The sequence below is a fragment of the Paenibacillus sp. FSL R7-269 genome, assembly GCF_000517865.1.
Taxonomy (GTDB): Bacteria; Bacillota; Bacilli; order Paenibacillales; family Paenibacillaceae; genus Paenibacillus_AQ.
In genome coordinates this window covers 1-16,681 of record NZ_ASPS01000031.1, presented here as the reverse complement: position 1 = coordinate 16,681, position 16,681 = coordinate 1, and the positions used below count along the sequence as shown (strand labels likewise).

Annotated in this window: 13 protein-coding genes; 6 read left to right on the top strand and 7 right to left on the bottom strand. The window is 56.0% G+C overall.

All coding sequences use genetic code 11. The features are described from left to right. Positions 1 to 45 precede the first annotated feature (45 nt). Entirely contained in the window at positions 46 to 312 is a 267-nt protein-coding gene (locus C162_RS16070; RefSeq protein WP_036695527.1) for a hypothetical protein, read from the top strand. Between the two features lie 22 nt (positions 313 to 334). Further along, entirely contained in the window at positions 335 to 1,213 is an 879-nt protein-coding gene (locus tag C162_RS16065; protein WP_036695526.1) for an AraC family transcriptional regulator, read from the top strand. A gap of 121 nt (positions 1,214 to 1,334) precedes the next feature. Here the strand turns inward: C162_RS16065 and C162_RS16060 are convergent, their stop codons facing one another. After that, positions 1,335 to 1,817: a hypothetical protein gene (locus C162_RS16060; protein WP_036695525.1), complete on the bottom strand. Its 483-nt coding sequence runs from the start codon at positions 1,815 to 1,817 to the stop codon at positions 1,335 to 1,337. A gap of 134 nt (positions 1,818 to 1,951) precedes the next feature. Here C162_RS16060 and C162_RS16055 point away from each other — a divergent pair, with 134 nt between their 5' ends. Beyond that, entirely contained in the window at positions 1,952 to 2,809 is an 858-nt protein-coding gene (locus C162_RS16055; protein WP_162174466.1) for a copper amine oxidase N-terminal domain-containing protein, read from the top strand. A 5-nt stretch (positions 2,810 to 2,814) separates the two neighbouring features. Here C162_RS16055 and C162_RS16050 read toward each other — a convergent pair whose 3' ends face one another. After that, entirely contained in the window at positions 2,815 to 3,447 is a 633-nt protein-coding gene (locus C162_RS16050; protein ID WP_036695524.1) for a copper amine oxidase N-terminal domain-containing protein, read from the bottom strand. Positions 3,448 to 3,716: 269 nt separating this feature from the next. Here C162_RS16050 and C162_RS16045 point away from each other — a divergent pair, with 269 nt between their 5' ends. Continuing rightward, entirely contained in the window at positions 3,717 to 5,354 is a 1,638-nt protein-coding gene (locus C162_RS16045) for an SWIM zinc finger family protein (RefSeq protein ID WP_036695523.1), read from the top strand. Continuing rightward, on the top strand, positions 5,351 to 8,392 hold the full coding sequence (locus C162_RS16040; RefSeq protein ID WP_036695522.1) for a DEAD/DEAH box helicase: 3,042 nt from the start codon (positions 5,351 to 5,353) through the stop codon (positions 8,390 to 8,392). Before C162_RS16045 ends, C162_RS16040 begins: the two co-directional genes overlap by 4 nt. A 112-nt stretch (positions 8,393 to 8,504) precedes the next feature. On the opposite strand, the gene C162_RS16035 is transcribed toward C162_RS16040, so the two are convergent. Next, entirely contained in the window at positions 8,505 to 9,299 is a 795-nt protein-coding gene (locus C162_RS16035; protein ID WP_036695521.1) for a hypothetical protein, read from the bottom strand. Positions 9,300 to 9,912: 613 nt separating this feature from the next. Here C162_RS16035 and hflX point away from each other — a divergent pair. After that, positions 9,913 to 11,184 (top strand): GTPase HflX, encoded by a 1,272-nt coding sequence (hflX, locus tag C162_RS16030; protein ID WP_036695520.1) that lies wholly within the window; start codon positions 9,913 to 9,915, stop codon positions 11,182 to 11,184. A 348-nt stretch (positions 11,185 to 11,532) separates the two neighbouring features. Here the strand turns inward: hflX and C162_RS16025 are convergent, their stop codons facing one another. From C162_RS16025 to C162_RS16010, 4 genes are all read right to left on the bottom strand, one after another. Then, entirely contained in the window at positions 11,533 to 11,844 is a 312-nt protein-coding gene (locus C162_RS16025) for a hypothetical protein (RefSeq protein WP_036695519.1), read from the bottom strand. A gap of 94 nt (positions 11,845 to 11,938) precedes the next feature. Beyond that, a complete protein-coding gene (locus tag C162_RS16020; RefSeq protein ID WP_036695518.1) occupies positions 11,939 to 13,954 on the bottom strand; it encodes a hypothetical protein in 2,016 nt (671 codons plus the stop codon). Further along, positions 13,951 to 15,210, bottom strand: coding sequence for a glycoside hydrolase family 88/105 protein (locus C162_RS16015; protein ID WP_063829029.1), 1,260 nt, complete (start codon positions 15,208 to 15,210; stop codon positions 13,951 to 13,953). The genes C162_RS16020 and C162_RS16015 overlap by 4 nt, the downstream gene beginning before the upstream one ends. 27 nt (positions 15,211 to 15,237) lie before the next feature. After that, on the bottom strand, positions 15,238 to 16,681 hold a 1,444-nt coding region (locus tag C162_RS16010; protein WP_036695517.1), incomplete at its 5' end, for a glycoside hydrolase family 3 N-terminal domain-containing protein.

Here is a 16,681-nt window from a genome sequence, read left to right as displayed (position 1 = left end):
ATTATTGACTGCTTGAATTAAAGTCAGGGAAGGACACAAAACCCAATGAAGTTATCAGATATCCGCTGCGAACGCCTAAGTAAGAAGGATTCTATCGCAGCCGCAAAACTATTGAGCCTGGACGCGGACACCGGTCCCGACCTCCTGCAGGTGCTGGAAGAGGAGCCGGAAGTGTTTATTGCCGCTTATGTAGGCGAGACGCTTAGAAGGATAATTTATAGCCTAAAGCATATAAATTCTTATATTTTAAAAACTCCGGACAACTCAGAGCATTCCCGGTCAGGCCCTTCCCTGCCCGCTTCTCTACAATGAATAGTGAAAGGGAGATGAGGAGATGGAGACGATACGGCTGCTCCAGCAGGCGATTGATTACGTAGAGCAGAATCTGCAAAACGCCATCGGCGTCGAGGATATTGCCGGAGCGGCGATGACCTCGAAGTACCATTTTCAGCGGATGTTCCATGTCTTGACAGGGTTCACTGTTACCGAATATGTACGCAACAGGCGGCTTACACTGGCGGCGGAAGAGCTGGCCGGAACGGACGGCAAGGTGATCGACATAGCGCTGAAGTATGGGTACGAGACGCCTGAGGCCTTCACAAGAGCGTTTCAGCGGGTACATGGGGTGACTCCCAATATGGCGAAGAAAAAGAACGTGAAGCTCAAATCGTTCTCCCGCATCTCCTTTCAAATTCAAATCAAAGGGGAAAGCGAAATGAATTACAGAATGGTTCAAGAGAAGGGCTATAGAGTCATGGGTAAGGAGGTTATTATCCACCAGGATGCTTATAGTGAAATCCCTGCGTTTGTAGAGAAAATCTGGAACGATGGGACGCATGACCGGATTAACGAATGTGCCGGAAGACCCGCAGGTTCACTGCTGTTCGGTTATTATTATGACTTCAGCGAGGACGGAACCAAACGGTATCTGATGGGAACGGAACTGCCGGAAGGACAGGACGTCCCGGAGGAGCTTGACCAACTGACTGTGCCTGACCAGACGTATGCTGTATTCGAAAGCCGTGATTCATTTTCCGGGGACACAGAGTTAGACCTTGCGATTCTGAATGTGTGGCGGCGGATCTATTCGGAATGGTTCCCGTCGTCAGGCTTTGAGCAAGTGGAGGGGCCTTGTCTGGAGAAGTACTACTGGACGGGCGACACACATGAGGAGTCAATCTGCGAGGTATGGATTCCTGTGGTGAAGAAATAAATACAAGATTACTGATAAGCCCTCTACCAGCCATAACGGCATCTGGAGGGCTTTTTTGCGGACAGTGGTAAGAAATCATACTCTCTCAGTTTAATCTTATAATCAGTGAATGTAATGAATTCTATGATTCTCCTATGAGCTTGTTTACTTTTGAAGCAAAAGCATCCCAGCTTGTATCATATCCAACACCGTAATTCCATCCGTTAGTACGCAGCCTTTGAGCTAAATGGATGTAATCAGCACGTTGCTTATCGTTTAGGCTAACATCAAAAGTACCGTCACCCGCCTTAAACGCATTCATGTAATCGTACAATTTCATTAGGATATCTTCCTTCCCCTTATCGCTTTCCATTCCACTGTGTAAGATAATCGAATCGATCGCATCATCTAGTTTCTGTGTTACAAGAGTTTCATTTTCCCAATTATGATCTTGTTGATACTGTATAGTTTCCTCAAGTTGAACTAGATCTCGTTGGATGTAAGCATTCAGTAATTCATGTCTCAACTCTTCATTCCTACTGACACGCTTAAACTCCATAAAAAACATAGCATTTCCGAATAGAGAAACTACTAAAGCTACTAAAATCCAGTCTTTTTTATTCATGCTTTCTCCCATACTTATCCTAATTTTAATTTCAAGTTATACTCAATATATACAAATTACTGGAAGGGAATGATTGGTCTATGTCTTCATTAAAAAGATGGTTTCCTGCCTGTTGCATTATGCTGTTCATGCTTATGCTTCCCAACGTTATTCTGGCAGCCCCTGCTTCCAGCCCGGCCCGGTCAACCACAAGACCTATACAGGTGAACATCGATGGTGCTTTTATCTCCGCTGATCGCAGTCCCTTCATACTGGCTGGCCGAACGATGATTCCCATCCGCACGCTTGCTTCCCTGGGGCTCCACTATTCCTGGGATGGTATCCGCCATACAGTAACAATTACGAATTCCTCCAATGACCAATTTGAAATGACTCAGGGACAATCGATTGCCTATAAGAATGGCGTACCGGTACAAATGGATAGTGAAGCCAATAATTACAACGGACGACTCATGGTTCCCGCAAAGTTTATCAGTGAGGCATTTGGATACAGTGTGTACTACGAAAAGATAAGAGAAATCATCTTCATTCAGTCCAAGAATTTCACTCCTGATACCCAGGCCATCCATTCAGCAGATCTTAAGCAGGCCCGCCTGGCGGCCATTTCGTTGCCGGTTCGCTACTCTTTCAAGCCTGGTACAAGTGTACAAAGTGATCGATCCCAATATTTCACCTACTCCTTTGCTTCAAAGGACGCCACCCGCTATGCCTACAGCAGTGGAGAAATAACCACTGTGGTTGAGATTACAGGCACAACGGCAACAGCCATATGGCAGGCTTCGGAGGCAGATATCCCCGGTTATCCGGCAACTACGTTCGGCGGTGTGCAGCCAGCGTATATTTCCGATCTGTTTCAGGATTCTTTTAGCTACAACAACGGGGTGTATGGCAGTTATCACAGGCTTAGCGACGGCACTGTAACAACAGCTAAATTCCCAGGTAAACACCCGGGTCTTACTGACGCTGATCTGATCCAGGCGATCCCGGAGTAGAGAACCTATATGCCGAAGTTAGCTCCCGGGAAAAGGGTGTACCGGTCCAGATATTTTGCAGTGTCCGGTACAACCTTCACGGATTTAATTTTCCCTTGCCCAAAAACAAAATTCCACCGCTCCACTTTCACCTTATACTCATCTTCAGCAGTTACTCTCTGCACAATCCGCACGGTTAAGGTACTGTCTGTACTTGCAACAGCCTTCATATCAACAATCGTCCCCATATTATACGTTCCCAACGGGAAGCTTTCGTTATAGATGTCCGTCTTGAAATCAGGCGTAACTGTATTGAGAACTCCTTGATGATCCCGTTCGTCATACGCCATAATCCATCTGTATGCCAGGTTCCGGTTCGCTACATAAGTCACGCTGCCGCGCTCCATTCCGAAATTCGGATCAGAATCCACATATACGGTTTTACTTGTGTTATCCCACTGAATACTGGCGTCAAATCCTTCTGAAACGGCCCGAATCGGGACATATACCGTACCATTAATAATCCTAGGCTGCGTCTGAGTTTTCACTTGATTACCATTTACGATTATTTTTGGAGCGACGGTAGCCGCAAAGGCTCCCGCACTAAACACTAGGGTCAAGGCTAATCCTGATATGCCTATTTTCAAAAGTTTGTTCATTCTTGATCTCTCCCTGGATGACAGATTTCTATCTTAGACGCCGCTCAAGCATATTTGTTTCTATAAAATCAAAATACTGTAATTATTCGTTTGATTGCCCGCAATGTTGCATTTTGTGCAGGATCACAGCTTCGGCCGCTGTTCCCCTAAATTTTCAATTTGGGGCATATCATACCTGCCAGGATTTCAGACTTTTGCGGGTTACGCTATACAATAATGATATAATGGAACGACGGATTCACCCAATCTGCTACAGGAGAACGATAGCGATGCAGTCAAACTATATGATGGATGCTGCCGGGTGGGATAAGCTCATCTCGGAGGTTGCCCATTCTTTCGATGATCTGACCCTGAAACGGGGATTTCAATATTATAAGCAGCAGCGCGTGCAGGTCTTCAGGGTGGTCACGCCGCACAGAATCATGTCGCTGGTCGAAGGCCGGGATGATTATGCGGTCTCCATTGACCTGGACGATCTGCAGGAGAGCCATTGCGATTGCCCCGTATCCGGGATGTGCAAGCATATGGCGGCTGTGCTGATGCAATATGCCGAGGAGCAGGAGCGGCCTGTACATTCCATCGCGAACGCCAAGGCGCTGATTGAACAGCCCAAGCTTCATCCGGCTAAGGCGTCCGCTGTCCCGGGACGGCGCGGGGAACAATTGAAGAAGCTGGCCGCCCTGATTCCTGAGGCTACGGTGCAGCAGTGGCGTGAATACATGGCGCTGCTGGTGGAGCCGCTTGCCCATACGGTGCGTAACCCGCAGTATGCGGACCGGGCGCTCGCCGCCATCACCGGGGGCCAGCCCAAGCTGCCTCCCGCAGCTGCCCAACTGTTCAAATTACACGCTCATCTCTGTGTGCTGGAGAGTATCCTCCGGCCTGGCGGGACCTCTCTCACGGCGAACCCCATGTCCCTTGGTTATTCCGTGGGCTATTACACCTCAATTGCGATTTCCGAGCTGCAAAAGCATATCACAGACATGATGAAGCGGGGTCTGCCGCTGGCGGAAGCCCCTGAGGAGTGGACGAGAGTCCACGATACGATTGCCTATCTGCGGACCGAGATGCTGAACGAAACGCGCGACCGCGCCAGAGAACAGCCTTATTTCTCAGCATGTTACAGCCTGCTGTGGATCAACTGGATTACCCCGAATCTAAGCGGACCGGAGCTGTACACCCAGGAGCTGGCGGAGCTGCAAAAGGCCGGAGAAAAGCTAAGCGCCGCGGCTCCCCGCCATGCCCTGCTGCTGGCTGAGAGCCGGATGCATGCGCTGCTGCATGAGGATGCGGACGCTCTTGAGAAGCTGAACACAGCGGCCGAACGGCCCGGGCTGCACCCGGAGGAGCTGATGAGCTTCCTGCCTCCGCTGGCTGAAGCCGGTCAGTGGAGACGCCTGACCCTGTGGCTGGCCGCGCTCGGTCCGCTGATGAACAGCCGAATGTACAATCTGCTGGATTATGCGGGCTACTGGGATGAGGCGGTCCGTCACCTGCCCGATGAAGAGCCGCTGATGTGGGAGACGCTGTCAGGGATGCTGCCGCTGTCACGCGAGATCTATGAAGTCCAGCTGCTCGCCTATGGCAAATGGCAGGAATGGATGGATATGCAGATCTCCTCCGGCCATCAGCCCTCTGACTTCCGGGTGAGCGATCTGCAGCCGATCGAGAAGAATGCGCCGGAGCTGCTCCTGCCGTTCTATCATCAGGCGGTGGAGCGTTTCGTGCTGGACAAGAACCGGCACAGCTATAAAGCGGCTGTGAAGCTTCTGAAGCGGCTAGCCAAGCTATACAAAAAACTGAAACGCGAAGCGCGCTGGGAAGTGTTCCTGGACGGCTTCACGGATAGACACAGCCGCTTGCGCGCCCTTCAGGAGGAGCTGCGGAAAGGAAAACTGATCCCATGAATATGAAGATGCGCAATATTACCGTCCAGCTCGCCCTTACCCAGTATGGCGATGCGCTGATCTACGGTGTGGATGACCGGGATGATTATATACCCGGTGTCCAGCTCAAGCAGAAGCTGTTCGCCTGGCATGAGGAATCCTTCTACGGCACCGAGCTTAGCACCTCGAAGGCCGATGAAGTCGAGCTGGTGGTGCTGCCTGCCGAGCAGGTCCTGCCGTTCTTTGCGGACCTGCGGCTGCTCCGGCATGTCGGCTGGAGCTGGCAGGGCGATGCCCAGCTGTTAACCCGGCTGGCCCCGCTGCTGGCCGGAATGCTGGAGGCCCGGCAGTATGCCCCCAGCTTCGCAGCGTACCGTGAAGGCCAGCTCCGCTGGGCCTGGACGGAGCAGGTGCTAGCAGAAGCCGCCGAGGCAGACTGGGACGATGCGGCCGCGCTGCATCGTCTTCAGGAGCGCAGCGGGTTCGCCGAAGGGCTGCAGGCCGCCTTCTCGGCGGCGGTCTTCCAGCGGTACTACAGCACCGAGGCGCAGGCCGGTGATCTGCGCAGTGAATTCCCGCTGCTGTTCAGCGCAGGCGGGAGAAGCGCAGCCGGTATGGACGAGGACAGCTGGCTGATGTCCATCGGCTGGAAGGCAGACACCGCGCCGTTCCGGCCGGTGCTGCAGCTGCTTGAGCCTGACGATGAGCTGCCGCACTGGCGGCTCCAGCTGCTCCTCCAGGACAAGCGCGACGAGTCCGCGCTTGTGCCGCTGCGGCTCACCGGGGACGGCGAGCCGCATGGCACTTGGCCCGCAGCGTGGACAGCGCATGTCCACGAGCGCGCGGGCGGGTGGCTGTCACGGCTGCGTGACAGCCTTCCGGAGCACATCGGGCGCGGCGCCGATGTGCTGGCAGAGCCGCTAAGCGACGAGGTCGCGTGGCGGTTCCTCACAGCCGACAGCCGGGCGCTGCTGGAGGCTGGCTGGCAGGTGCTGCTGCCGGCGTGGTGGGAAGCCGCCAGCCGCAGGAAGCCGCGCCTGCGCGCGAAGATCAGCTCCGGCACGGCTGAGGGCAGCCGCGGGCAGTCGCTGTTCGGCCTAGATGCGCTCGTCGATTTCGACTGGCGCATCTCCATCGGCGACGCCGACCTGTCCGAGGCAGAGTTCGCGGACCTTGTCGCCCGCGGAGAACGCCTAGTCCAGTTCCGCGGTAAGTGGATTCCGCTGGACCCTGCGCTGCTGGCGCAGATTCAGCGGGCCATGGCCGGGATGGACAAGTCGCGCGGCTTGTCCTTCCAGGATGTGCTGCAGCTGCACCTGCTGAACGAAGGGGCAGACGGCGATTCGGAGGAAGCGGAAGCGCAGCGTGCCGAGGAAGAAGCGGTCCGCGTCCGGCTGGAGGTCGAGCTGAACGAGCATCTCGTGAAGGTGATCGGCCAGCTCGGGCAGCGCAGCCAGTGGCCGAAGCCGGAGGTGCCGGCCGGTCTGCACGCCGAGCTTCGAAGCTACCAGCATGAGGGCTTCGCCTGGCTGGTCTTCCTCCGCCGCTTCGGGCTGGGCGCTTGCCTGGCCGATGACATGGGGCTTGGCAAGACGGTGCAGCTGATCTCCTACCTGCTCCATCTGAAGGAGCAGGAGGAGGAAGCGGCTGCTTCCGGCGCACCCGTGGCCCGGCGGCAGACCGAACCGGCCGGCTGGCCTTCGCTGATCATCTGCCCAACCTCCGTGCTGGGCAACTGGCAGAAGGAGCTGCAGCGCTTCGCGCCTTCCCTGAACGTGATGCTTCATTACGGAAGCAGACGGCTGGATGCCGGATACTTCTACGGCGCGGCTTCGCAGGCGGATGTCGTGCTTACCTCTTACGCTACCGCTGCACTGGACCAGGAGCTGCTGAAGCAGTTCACCTGGGCAACCGTATGCCTGGATGAAGCACAGAATATCAAGAATGCCGGAACGAAGCAGTCCGCTGCCGTGCGCAGCTTCCCGGCCCTGCACCGGATCGCCCTGACCGGAACGCCGATTGAGAACAGGCTGTCCGAGCTGTGGTCGATCTACGATTTCATTACACCTGGTTACCTGGGCAGCCCGAAGGGGTTCCAGGACCGGTTCGCAAATGCCATTGAGAAGGAACGCAATGCCGAGCGGACCGCAGATTTGCAGCGGCTGGTCAAGCCGTTCATGCTGCGCCGCAAGAAGAAGGACCCGGCGATCCAGCTTGATCTCCCGGATAAGAATGAGATGAAGACCTATATCAACCTGACAGCCGAGCAGGCCGCTCTCTACGACCAGAACGTGAACAGCCTGCTTGAACGGATGCAGAAGCTGGAGGGCATCGAACGCAAGGGGGCCATTCTCGCCGCCTTGACCAGCCTGAAGCAGCTCTGTGACCATCCGATGCTGCTGACCAAGGAGGCACTGCCTGAGCCGGAAGACGGCAGCGCTCTGGACACCACCTCCTTGATCGAACGCTCCGCCAAGCTGGAGCGGCTGCTGGCCATGGTCCGCGAGCTGCGCGAGGAGAACGAGCGCTGCCTGATCTTCACCCAATATGTAGGCATGGGTAAGATGCTCCAGGCCGTACTTCAACAGGAGCTTCAGGAACCGGTGCTGTACTTGAACGGCAGCACGCCGAAGAACACGCGCGACCGCATGATTGAGCGGTTCCAGGCTCCCGCGCTGCCTGCGGGGGAAGCCGCTGCAGGTGCAACTGCCGGAGCACAGCCGTCCGATCAGCCGAATGTATTCATCCTCTCGCTCAAAGCGGGCGGGGTTGGCCTTAACCTGACGGCCGCCAACCATGTGTTCCATTTCGACCGCTGGTGGAATCCGGCGGTCGAGAATCAGGCCACGGACCGTGCTTATCGAATGGGCCAGACCCGGGATGTTCAGGTGCACAAGTTCATCTCGCTCGGCACGCTGGAGGAGAAGATTGACGAGATGCTGGAGAGCAAGCAGCAGCTCAGCGACGACGTTATCTCCGGCTCCGAGGGCTGGATCACCGAGCTGTCCACGGACGCGCTGAAGGATCTGTTCACGCTGCGCCGGGAATGGGTAGGATAACCCGCTGCTGCGGATACCCCCTGTTCCGGCTATCTTTTATCTGCTACAGGTCTGGCATCGGTCTGTTACCAGTCAGCCAGCGTGGCAGTAACGGGCGTTCACCCGGCGGTCTTCACCATTGCTCAGACATTCTGAAGGTAACCGCCACATTGTCCTCACCGGCAAGCGAGCTGACCACCAGCGTGACCGGCAATAGCTGAAGATCGTAAGCGAGCCGCTGATTCAGCAGATTCGCCGCCACATTCTGGTACGCCCCGGATATGCCGGAGCCGATGCCTTGAGTCAGCACCCGTCCGCCGGTGACCGATGTACAGGTATAGTTCACCAGTAACGCTGTTTCAGTGACAGGGATAGCCGTAGTCGGTGTAGGGTAATTCACGAAAGCCCCGTTAACGGTCCCCCCGGCTATCACCTTATAGCGGATGGGGGTGGAGGCCAGAATCTCCAGCCCGTCTGGAACGATCTCGGCGGCCACTGCTTCAGGAACGGCGATCGTGGTGCTTCTGCGGAAGCTGAGGGCTGCGGTGTCGCTGCCGGTTACGGGAATATTGTTACGGAATTCAGAGGTAATCCGGCTCACCGCTATGGGCTGCAGGGAAACGGGAATCCAGAGCCCGCCGCTGTCCACCAGATAGATCCGGACCCGGATCTGCTCCTGGGAGTAAGCAATGTTGAATTGGAAAAAATTCTCCGTAATATTATACGTTTTGGTCATAACTTCCCGATAGTTCGACTCAAACAGCTCCTGCGCGAACAGCGTTGCGGGGCTTACATCATTATTTAACCCGGTTAAATAGACCGTTCCCTGTGCTACACCATTGTTCACTACCTTCACCACAGCCTGACTGATGGGCCCTGCTCCCGGGGTAGGGTTCTTTGTTAACATATTGGTTGTTAATATAGGCATAGTTATCACCCTCCGATTAGAGCCGTATTCAATAGGATATGCAGATGAAAATGGAAGTTTCTAGTCGGTTGACAGACCATGGCACATGTCAAATCACACACACTCCCGCTTACTGGGGGTTGTTGCCAGATGACAAGGACTGTGCTAAAATCAATGTAACTTTTTAGAACGGAGGGTTGCGTGTGATAGACTATATCCGGATTCGCACTTTGCGCGGCTAATTATTTTCCCATAGCGCGAAAGCTCTGCCTTGTGCAGAGGACTCAGGATAAGTCTGTCCATAACACGTAACCCATAGCATACACCTGTTAATCCGCAAACCGTACACTGATACCCGGAACCGGTACACTGTGCCCACTAGTGCATGTACCGCTTTGCCAGAATCTGTGTTTGCCGGGAGGATTAGCTTTATATCTTTTTAAGCTGCCGGGGCCTTTCGCCCCTGCCGCTTAAATCTTCATGGTGTCTATGGCAAGTATGGCCGTATAGCTGCTGCTCCCGTGCAGCGGGCTATACCAGACTTTATTCTGTTGTTCCTCCACCTACTGTTAGCACAGGCAGACTGCCTGTGCTTTTTTGATGCCCAAATTACACTATGGAGGTTGATCTATATATGGAACCCGTACAACAGAAAGCCGTTATCGTCGGCGTACAGCTGCAGAACGACACGAACTTCGCTTATTCCATGGAGGAGCTGCGTAATCTGGCAGCCGCCTGCGAGATTGAGGTCGTGGCTGAGCTTAGCCAGAAATCCAGCCGGGTGAACCCTTCGCATTACATTGGGTCCGGCAAAATCCAGGAGCTGGCGCTGCTGATGGAGCAGCATGATGCACCGGTCGTTATTTTCAATGATGAGCTGTCTCCCTCCCAGATCCGCAATCTGGAGTCATCACTGGACCGCCAGGTCATTGACCGGACCATTCTGATTCTGAATATCTTCGCCTCGCGGGCGAAGACCAAGGAAGCCCAGCTTCAGGTAGAGGTCGCACAGCTGCAATATATGCTGCCCCGCCTGAGCGGTCTGCGTGAGTCTCTCGGCAGACAGGGCGGCGGGGCCGGTCTGAAGAATAGAGGGGCCGGGGAAACCAAGCTGGAGCTGGACCGCAGACGGATTGAAGAGCGGATCTCCGCATTGCAGTTAGAGCTGCAGACGCAGGTCGCAAGGCGCCAGATCCAGCGTAAGCAGCGGCATAAGAACGAGGTGCCTGTGGTCTGTCTGGTCGGCTACACCAACACCGGCAAGTCCAGCTTAATGAACACCCTGGTGGAGACCTATCATCCCGGTTCGGGCAAAGGGGTGCTCGCCAAGGACATGCTGTTCGCGACGCTTGAGACCTCGGTGCGCAGCATTGTGCTGCCCGATCACAAGACCTTCCTGTTAACCGACACCGTAGGCTTCGTCAGCCAGCTGCCCCATCATCTGGTGAAGGCGTTCCGCTCGACCCTGGAGGAAGTAACAGAAGCGGATCTGCTGATTCATGTCGTCGATATTGCCGATCCGCAGCATGAGCAGCATATGGCTGTAACGAATGAGACCCTGAAGGCGCTGGGCGCCGACGGAATTCCTACCCTGTACGCCTACAACAAGGCCGATCTGAGGGAGGAGCCTTACCCGCAGGTGGAGGAGAATTCTGTAACCCTGTCTGCTAAGAAAAACCGCGGGATCGCCGAGCTGGTCACTCTGATCCGCAGCCGCATCTTCACCGACTATGTACAGTGTGAGATCCTGGTCCCGTTCGACCGGGGCAGCATTGTCTCCTACTTCAACGAACATGCCGATGTGCAGTCCGTCAGCTACGAAGAGCAGGGCACACGCCTGAAGCTGGAATGCCGGGCCGCCGATTACGAGCGGTTCAGAGATAATTTTATAGAGCTGCCGCAATAAAATCACTGAATGTCAAAGGAGCTGGTCCCCGCATTACGGGGGCCAGCTCCTTGTGTTGTAGCCGGTTTTCGCATACGTTCTGAAGTGTCCCTTCCTTTCATGGCAGTGCTCCGCCTATCTCTTGCCCATTCTGAGCATTGTCTCTCACCGACCGCTTGTATGGATCGCATTGTTGCACATCTTGCAGGATTCTTCCAAAAATGTTACTGCCTATGGTACATTATTGCATCATTTGCAGGAATTCCGGTGCTTAGTACAACTTAACGCTAGCTTTGTTGCATTTCGTGCTGGATTTCAGCATAAGCCGTTTCTATGGGGCAGTATTGCTGCACTTCTTACAGGATTTCTCTACGATGTTACGGGCTGCGGAGCATGGCGTCCATCCATCATCGCAACAGCACCAATTGTATTCAGTTTCTCGCATACATTTAGTCCAAGCGCGGTGCACTGGCCTATTGTATTCGGTTTTTCGCATACATTCGGATCATGTCCGGTCGCATCACCCATTGTATTCAGTTTTTCGCATACATTCGGATCATGTCCGGTCGCATCACCCATTGTATTCAGTTTTTCACATACATTCGGATCATGTCCGGTCGCATCACCCATTGTATTCGGTTTTTCACATACATTCGGATCATGTCCGGTCGCATCACCCATTGTATTCGGTTTTTCACATACATTTGGTCATCGGCCATTGTGCCAGCAAATTGTGTTCGGTATTTCGCATACATTCAGCCTTTTAGCGGTGATGTCATCGCTCTCCCGGAGCGGGCCGCAGGTTAAGTACGAATCCGCCCTTCATGCTATTCATGCTGTTCACGCCTCTTACACCCCGCTCTCCCTTCTCAACATTCGCTTCATTCTCATGATTCCATTCGTCGACCCTCTTCTCTCCCGCCACCTTCCTTCCTGCAACTCTCTGCGTTCTGCTCCCTCCGTGCTCTCCTCCGCCGCTTACCCGCAACGCGCCCTCATCCGTCGGCTCCAGAAGCGGGGCAAAGCTCAACTCCCCCTCCTCCCGAACCTCCAGAGAGAACACCAGCGCTGCCTGCTGCATGGAGGTGAAATCCAGACTCCTGCGCGGACCGGCGTAGAGAATCATATCGATATTCATGTGGCCGTCTGCCTTATGAACCTCCCATGCCAAGCGGTTCCTTGCATCCACTGGCCCGCTGAATGCCGCGAACCAGGTGGTCAGGCTAAACACCGTCCCTCCGATGCTGATCAACGCACCTTTCTCTGTTAATCCGGCTGTAACTCCCTCCAGAGCGCCGCCAACCTCCAGCCGCAGCCGCAGGTCCGAGGCCGCAATCACACCGCCGGTCCGGTCCAGATTCGGATGAGTATCCCCGCCATCCGTTATAAAATCGATCCCGAACAGCACATGGCCTGCCTCCTGCAGCGATTGGAAGCGTGCGGAGCAGTAGTCATAGCCGTCATGCAGGCAGCGGAGCCGGATATAGGCAGGCTGACCGTAATGATCTGCATAGATCAGCAGCGGCCGTCTTTGGTTCCACAGATCACTGTGGGTGAAGGAACCCATGCTCCACTGCGGAGTCATATGAGTGACCGCCCACTTGCCGCCATACTCCTGCCTCTGCCTATGCACCTGACCCAGACCCTGCTCCCCCTTCCATCCTTCCCCCAGCTCCAGTTCCAGCTCCACTCCCCGTTCCCGATCCTTACCCTGCTCTCCCCTCCGTCCTTCCTCCAGCTCCCGCCCTTCCCCTTTTCCTTTTCCTTCTCCCTCCCCTTCCAAGCGCTGCCTTACCTCCTTCGTATCAGGAACCTTGAATCGATCCAGATAAGCAGGGGGACAATGGATGCCGCTCATATACCATTCCTCTTCGTAGGGCAGCTCCTCCCATGGGAAGAACATCACGGCTCCTCCAGTCGCCAGTTGCAGAAACGCCTTGCTCTGGTCCTCCAGCAGCACCCCGTAGCAGCGGGAATGCGGCCCGGACCACTGGGCCGTGGCGGGATGATAATACCCGGCCACGGTCCTCCAAGTCAGTTCAAGCAGCTCGCCGGTCCAAGCCTTGACCCTGCTGTCCGAGGATTCGGACTGAAGCTTCGACAGCTCCAGAATGGCAATGTAGGTGTAGACCGGGCTGTTGTATTCCTGAAAGGCCCCATGCTTCAGGGTATGAGCATGTAGCCTCCTTAGCCGCTCCAGCCCATAGTCCGCATAATCCTTACGCCCCAGCTTCTCCCCGGCAATTCGGGTCACGAACGCGCCAATTATCGCAATATTGGTATAATCCAGTCCGACATTCCGCCGGATAATGGCTTCGCAGGCACACTCTATGGACAACACGGCCGCTTCCCGCAGATCATCCGGGAAGCGGTGGCCGTGACGTGAAAGGGCCTGCACCAGTCGGCTGCCGCAGAAGTCCGCCCAGTTCCAGTCCGGCGGAGCCATCTGGTCCAGCGGCTCTTCATAGAACCAGGACCAGATGCCGAAGGTATCATGCGCCGGGTCCATATCCTGCAAGGAGATAACCTGCAGGATAATATCGAATGCCCGCTGTTCATAACGGGCCAGCTCCGTGTCAAGCAGTCCAAGTGCATAGCTGAGCGAGTCTCTGGTGGAGTGGATGAACTCCGCCTGCTTCAGCGTTGTATGATAACCCGGGCTGCTGAGCGGGGAGCGCAGCATGCAGATCGCCGGATCATAGCTGGATTCCAGTCCCGCCATCTTATGGATCAGCCGTTGCCGCTGATCCAGCCCTCCACACCCCGCTTCTGCGTTATCCTTCACGGTCATCCCCCTGCCTCCCCTTCAACATTTAATGAACCCAACCCCTCGGATTGCGCCTGACGTTGCTGATCCTCCTGACGTTGCTGCCCCCCTTGACGCTCTGAATGTTCTTGACGCCCTTGGTCCTCTTGTCGTCCCTGGCGCTCCTGACGCTCCTCATGCTCTTGACGCCCCCGATGCCCTTCATACTGTTTCGTATGCCCCCCATTCAATGCCTCTGTCAGCAGCTGCATCACCAGCCCTTGCCCGTACAGTGCCGGATATCTCCCGATGGTGTTATAGGCGGCTATCGACGGCATGACCGGGGTGCCTCCCGAGACCCCCTGCACCTCACCGTCTTCACGGATAAGTGGAAGAATACCCGCAAGGGCCGCCTTCGCGTTCTCCAGATAATCCTCCTCCAGCAGTCCGCTCTTCACCGCCTTCAGGAAGCCGCAGGCAATCCCGGCGCTGGCCGAGGTCTCCTCGTAATAATCCGGCTGATCGAGCACCGTATGCCACAAGCCGCTGGCCCCCTGAGCCTGCCGCAGCGCAGAAGCAAGCCTGCGGTAGCGGCTGTACAGCTCCTGCGGAATAACAGTCAGGCTTGCGGTCCCGGCCACAATCTCCGGGACCGCAAGTGCCACCCAGGCATTGGCCCGGGCCCAGCGGGCTGCCGACATATAGCTGCCTGCCCGGCTGTTCCAGCCATGGAACAGCAGCCCCGTCGACGGGTCCTGGAGCAGCCGAAGGTGCAGCAGCGTCTGCTGCACAGCGGCGGCGGCAAGCTCCCGGTCTCCGGTTAGCACGGCAAGCCGGGCCAGGAACAACACGGCCATATACACCGTATCGGCCCATACCTGTTCCGGGAATTCCACCGCCTCTGTCACCGTATGCTCCAGTGCCCCTTCCCGGGTCCGGGGGGCAGTCTCCCGTATCCATCCGGCAATCTCCTGAGCCGTGCTTAGATACCAAGGGTCCCCGGTCAGCCGGTACAATTCAGGAAACACTGCATAAGGAGCCAGCGAATTAATGACCCGAATCCCCTCGGCCTGCTGCTTATTCTGGCCCACCCAGTGCAGCAGGTATTCGATCACCTCACCCTTACCAGCAACTGTACCGTATTCCAGCAATGAGATTACACCCACGCCGGGCACCCAGTCCCAATGATCTATATCCATGGCCCAATTGCCCTGGTGCCGTTCGGAGCGCATGTATTCCCAGATACGCTCCAGCTTCTGCTCTAATGCCTGCCTGTTCTCTAATTCCCGCTTGATAGTCAAGACGTCTGAAGCCTCCCTGAATCGTAATCACCCTCTGGAATCTCTGCCTTTACTGGAGAGCCTCCCTGAACCGTAATCGCCCTCTTGGATCTCTGCCTTTACCGGAGAGCTTCCCTGGAACGGAATCTCTCCGAACAGCGCTTTAACCGTCAGCTCCACCGTATCTTCATGCAGGGAGTACGCATTCACCAGGGTATTTAAGAAGGGAATGTCCTGCAGCAGATAAGGCGTAGCGAACGAAATACCGATCGGCCGGACTGTCTCCGCATGCTGCATGGCCCAGATGGCTTTGGCTGCTTCGCCCACCGGACGGGCAGTGTTCATCATTCCGTGCAGCGGAAGGAAGTAAGGGGCGAAGGCCGCATCCCAGCGTACCCCGGACAGCTCCCATTGCCGCAGCGTCGTCAGCGGCTCGAATTCATCCAGAATATCGACCGCAAGCCCCCTGGCCTTCAGCTGCTCCACGAACAGATTCATCCGCTCATATCTGCGCCCCTCCGTCACCTTGTTCAGCATGATGACCAGCACCCGCCGGACCTTCTGCGGATTCAGCGGCAGCTGGCCGGTGCGGTTGCGCACCAGGGTAATACAGCGTCCGGCCAGCTCGCGGCTGAACTGTCTGACCTGCCGGTCCAGACTGGGCAGCAGCTTGTCGTCCAGCAGCGGCAGCGCCCGGCCATCCTCTCCCCCCGCGTGGGCAGCATGCACGCCAAGCCGCGCCTTCAGCTCCAGAATCCGCCGGACACTGGCCTTCAGCCGTTCCCGGCTGACGCGTCCATCCTCCACCGCCTGCTCCATCACCGTGAAGTATCGCACTCCCGGCCAGAGCAGCACATCCGTACCGCAATTGAAGCAGTCTATGATGCGCTGCGTATAGTCTCCCCAGGATAAGAACCCGCCCATATCCAGCGCATCTGACAACACCACTCCATCGAAGCCCAGCCGCTCCCGCAGCAATCCTGTTGTAATCCGTTCAGAGACGGTTGCCGGAATCGGCTTCGATCCGGCACCGCCTGCCCCATCTTCAATCCAGGGAAGGGCGATATGTCCGGTCATATAGGACATCACACCCTGATCAATCATCTCTCCAGCCACCTGCCCGTACGTGGAGAACCAGTCCTCTTCAGATAAGCTGTTCACCGTAGTAATGATATGCTGATCCCTGTAATCGACCCCGTCACCAGGAAAATGCTTGGCGCATGCCGCAAGGCCATGCTCCTGCATGCCCCGCATAACAGCGGCAGCCAGGCGTGCCGCCCGTCCGGCCTCATCGCCGAGACAACGGGTCGTAATCACGGGATTCATCCAGTTCAGCAGCAGATCGGTGCCCGGGGCCAGCGCCCAGGTGAACCCCGCCGCCCTGCCTTCCAGCGCGGTATATTTGCCGTATTCATAAGCCAGCGCTTCATCATCGGCGGCGGCAAGTGCAAGGAGCGGCGGGAAGGCCGTGAGACTCCTCACGGCCGAGCCT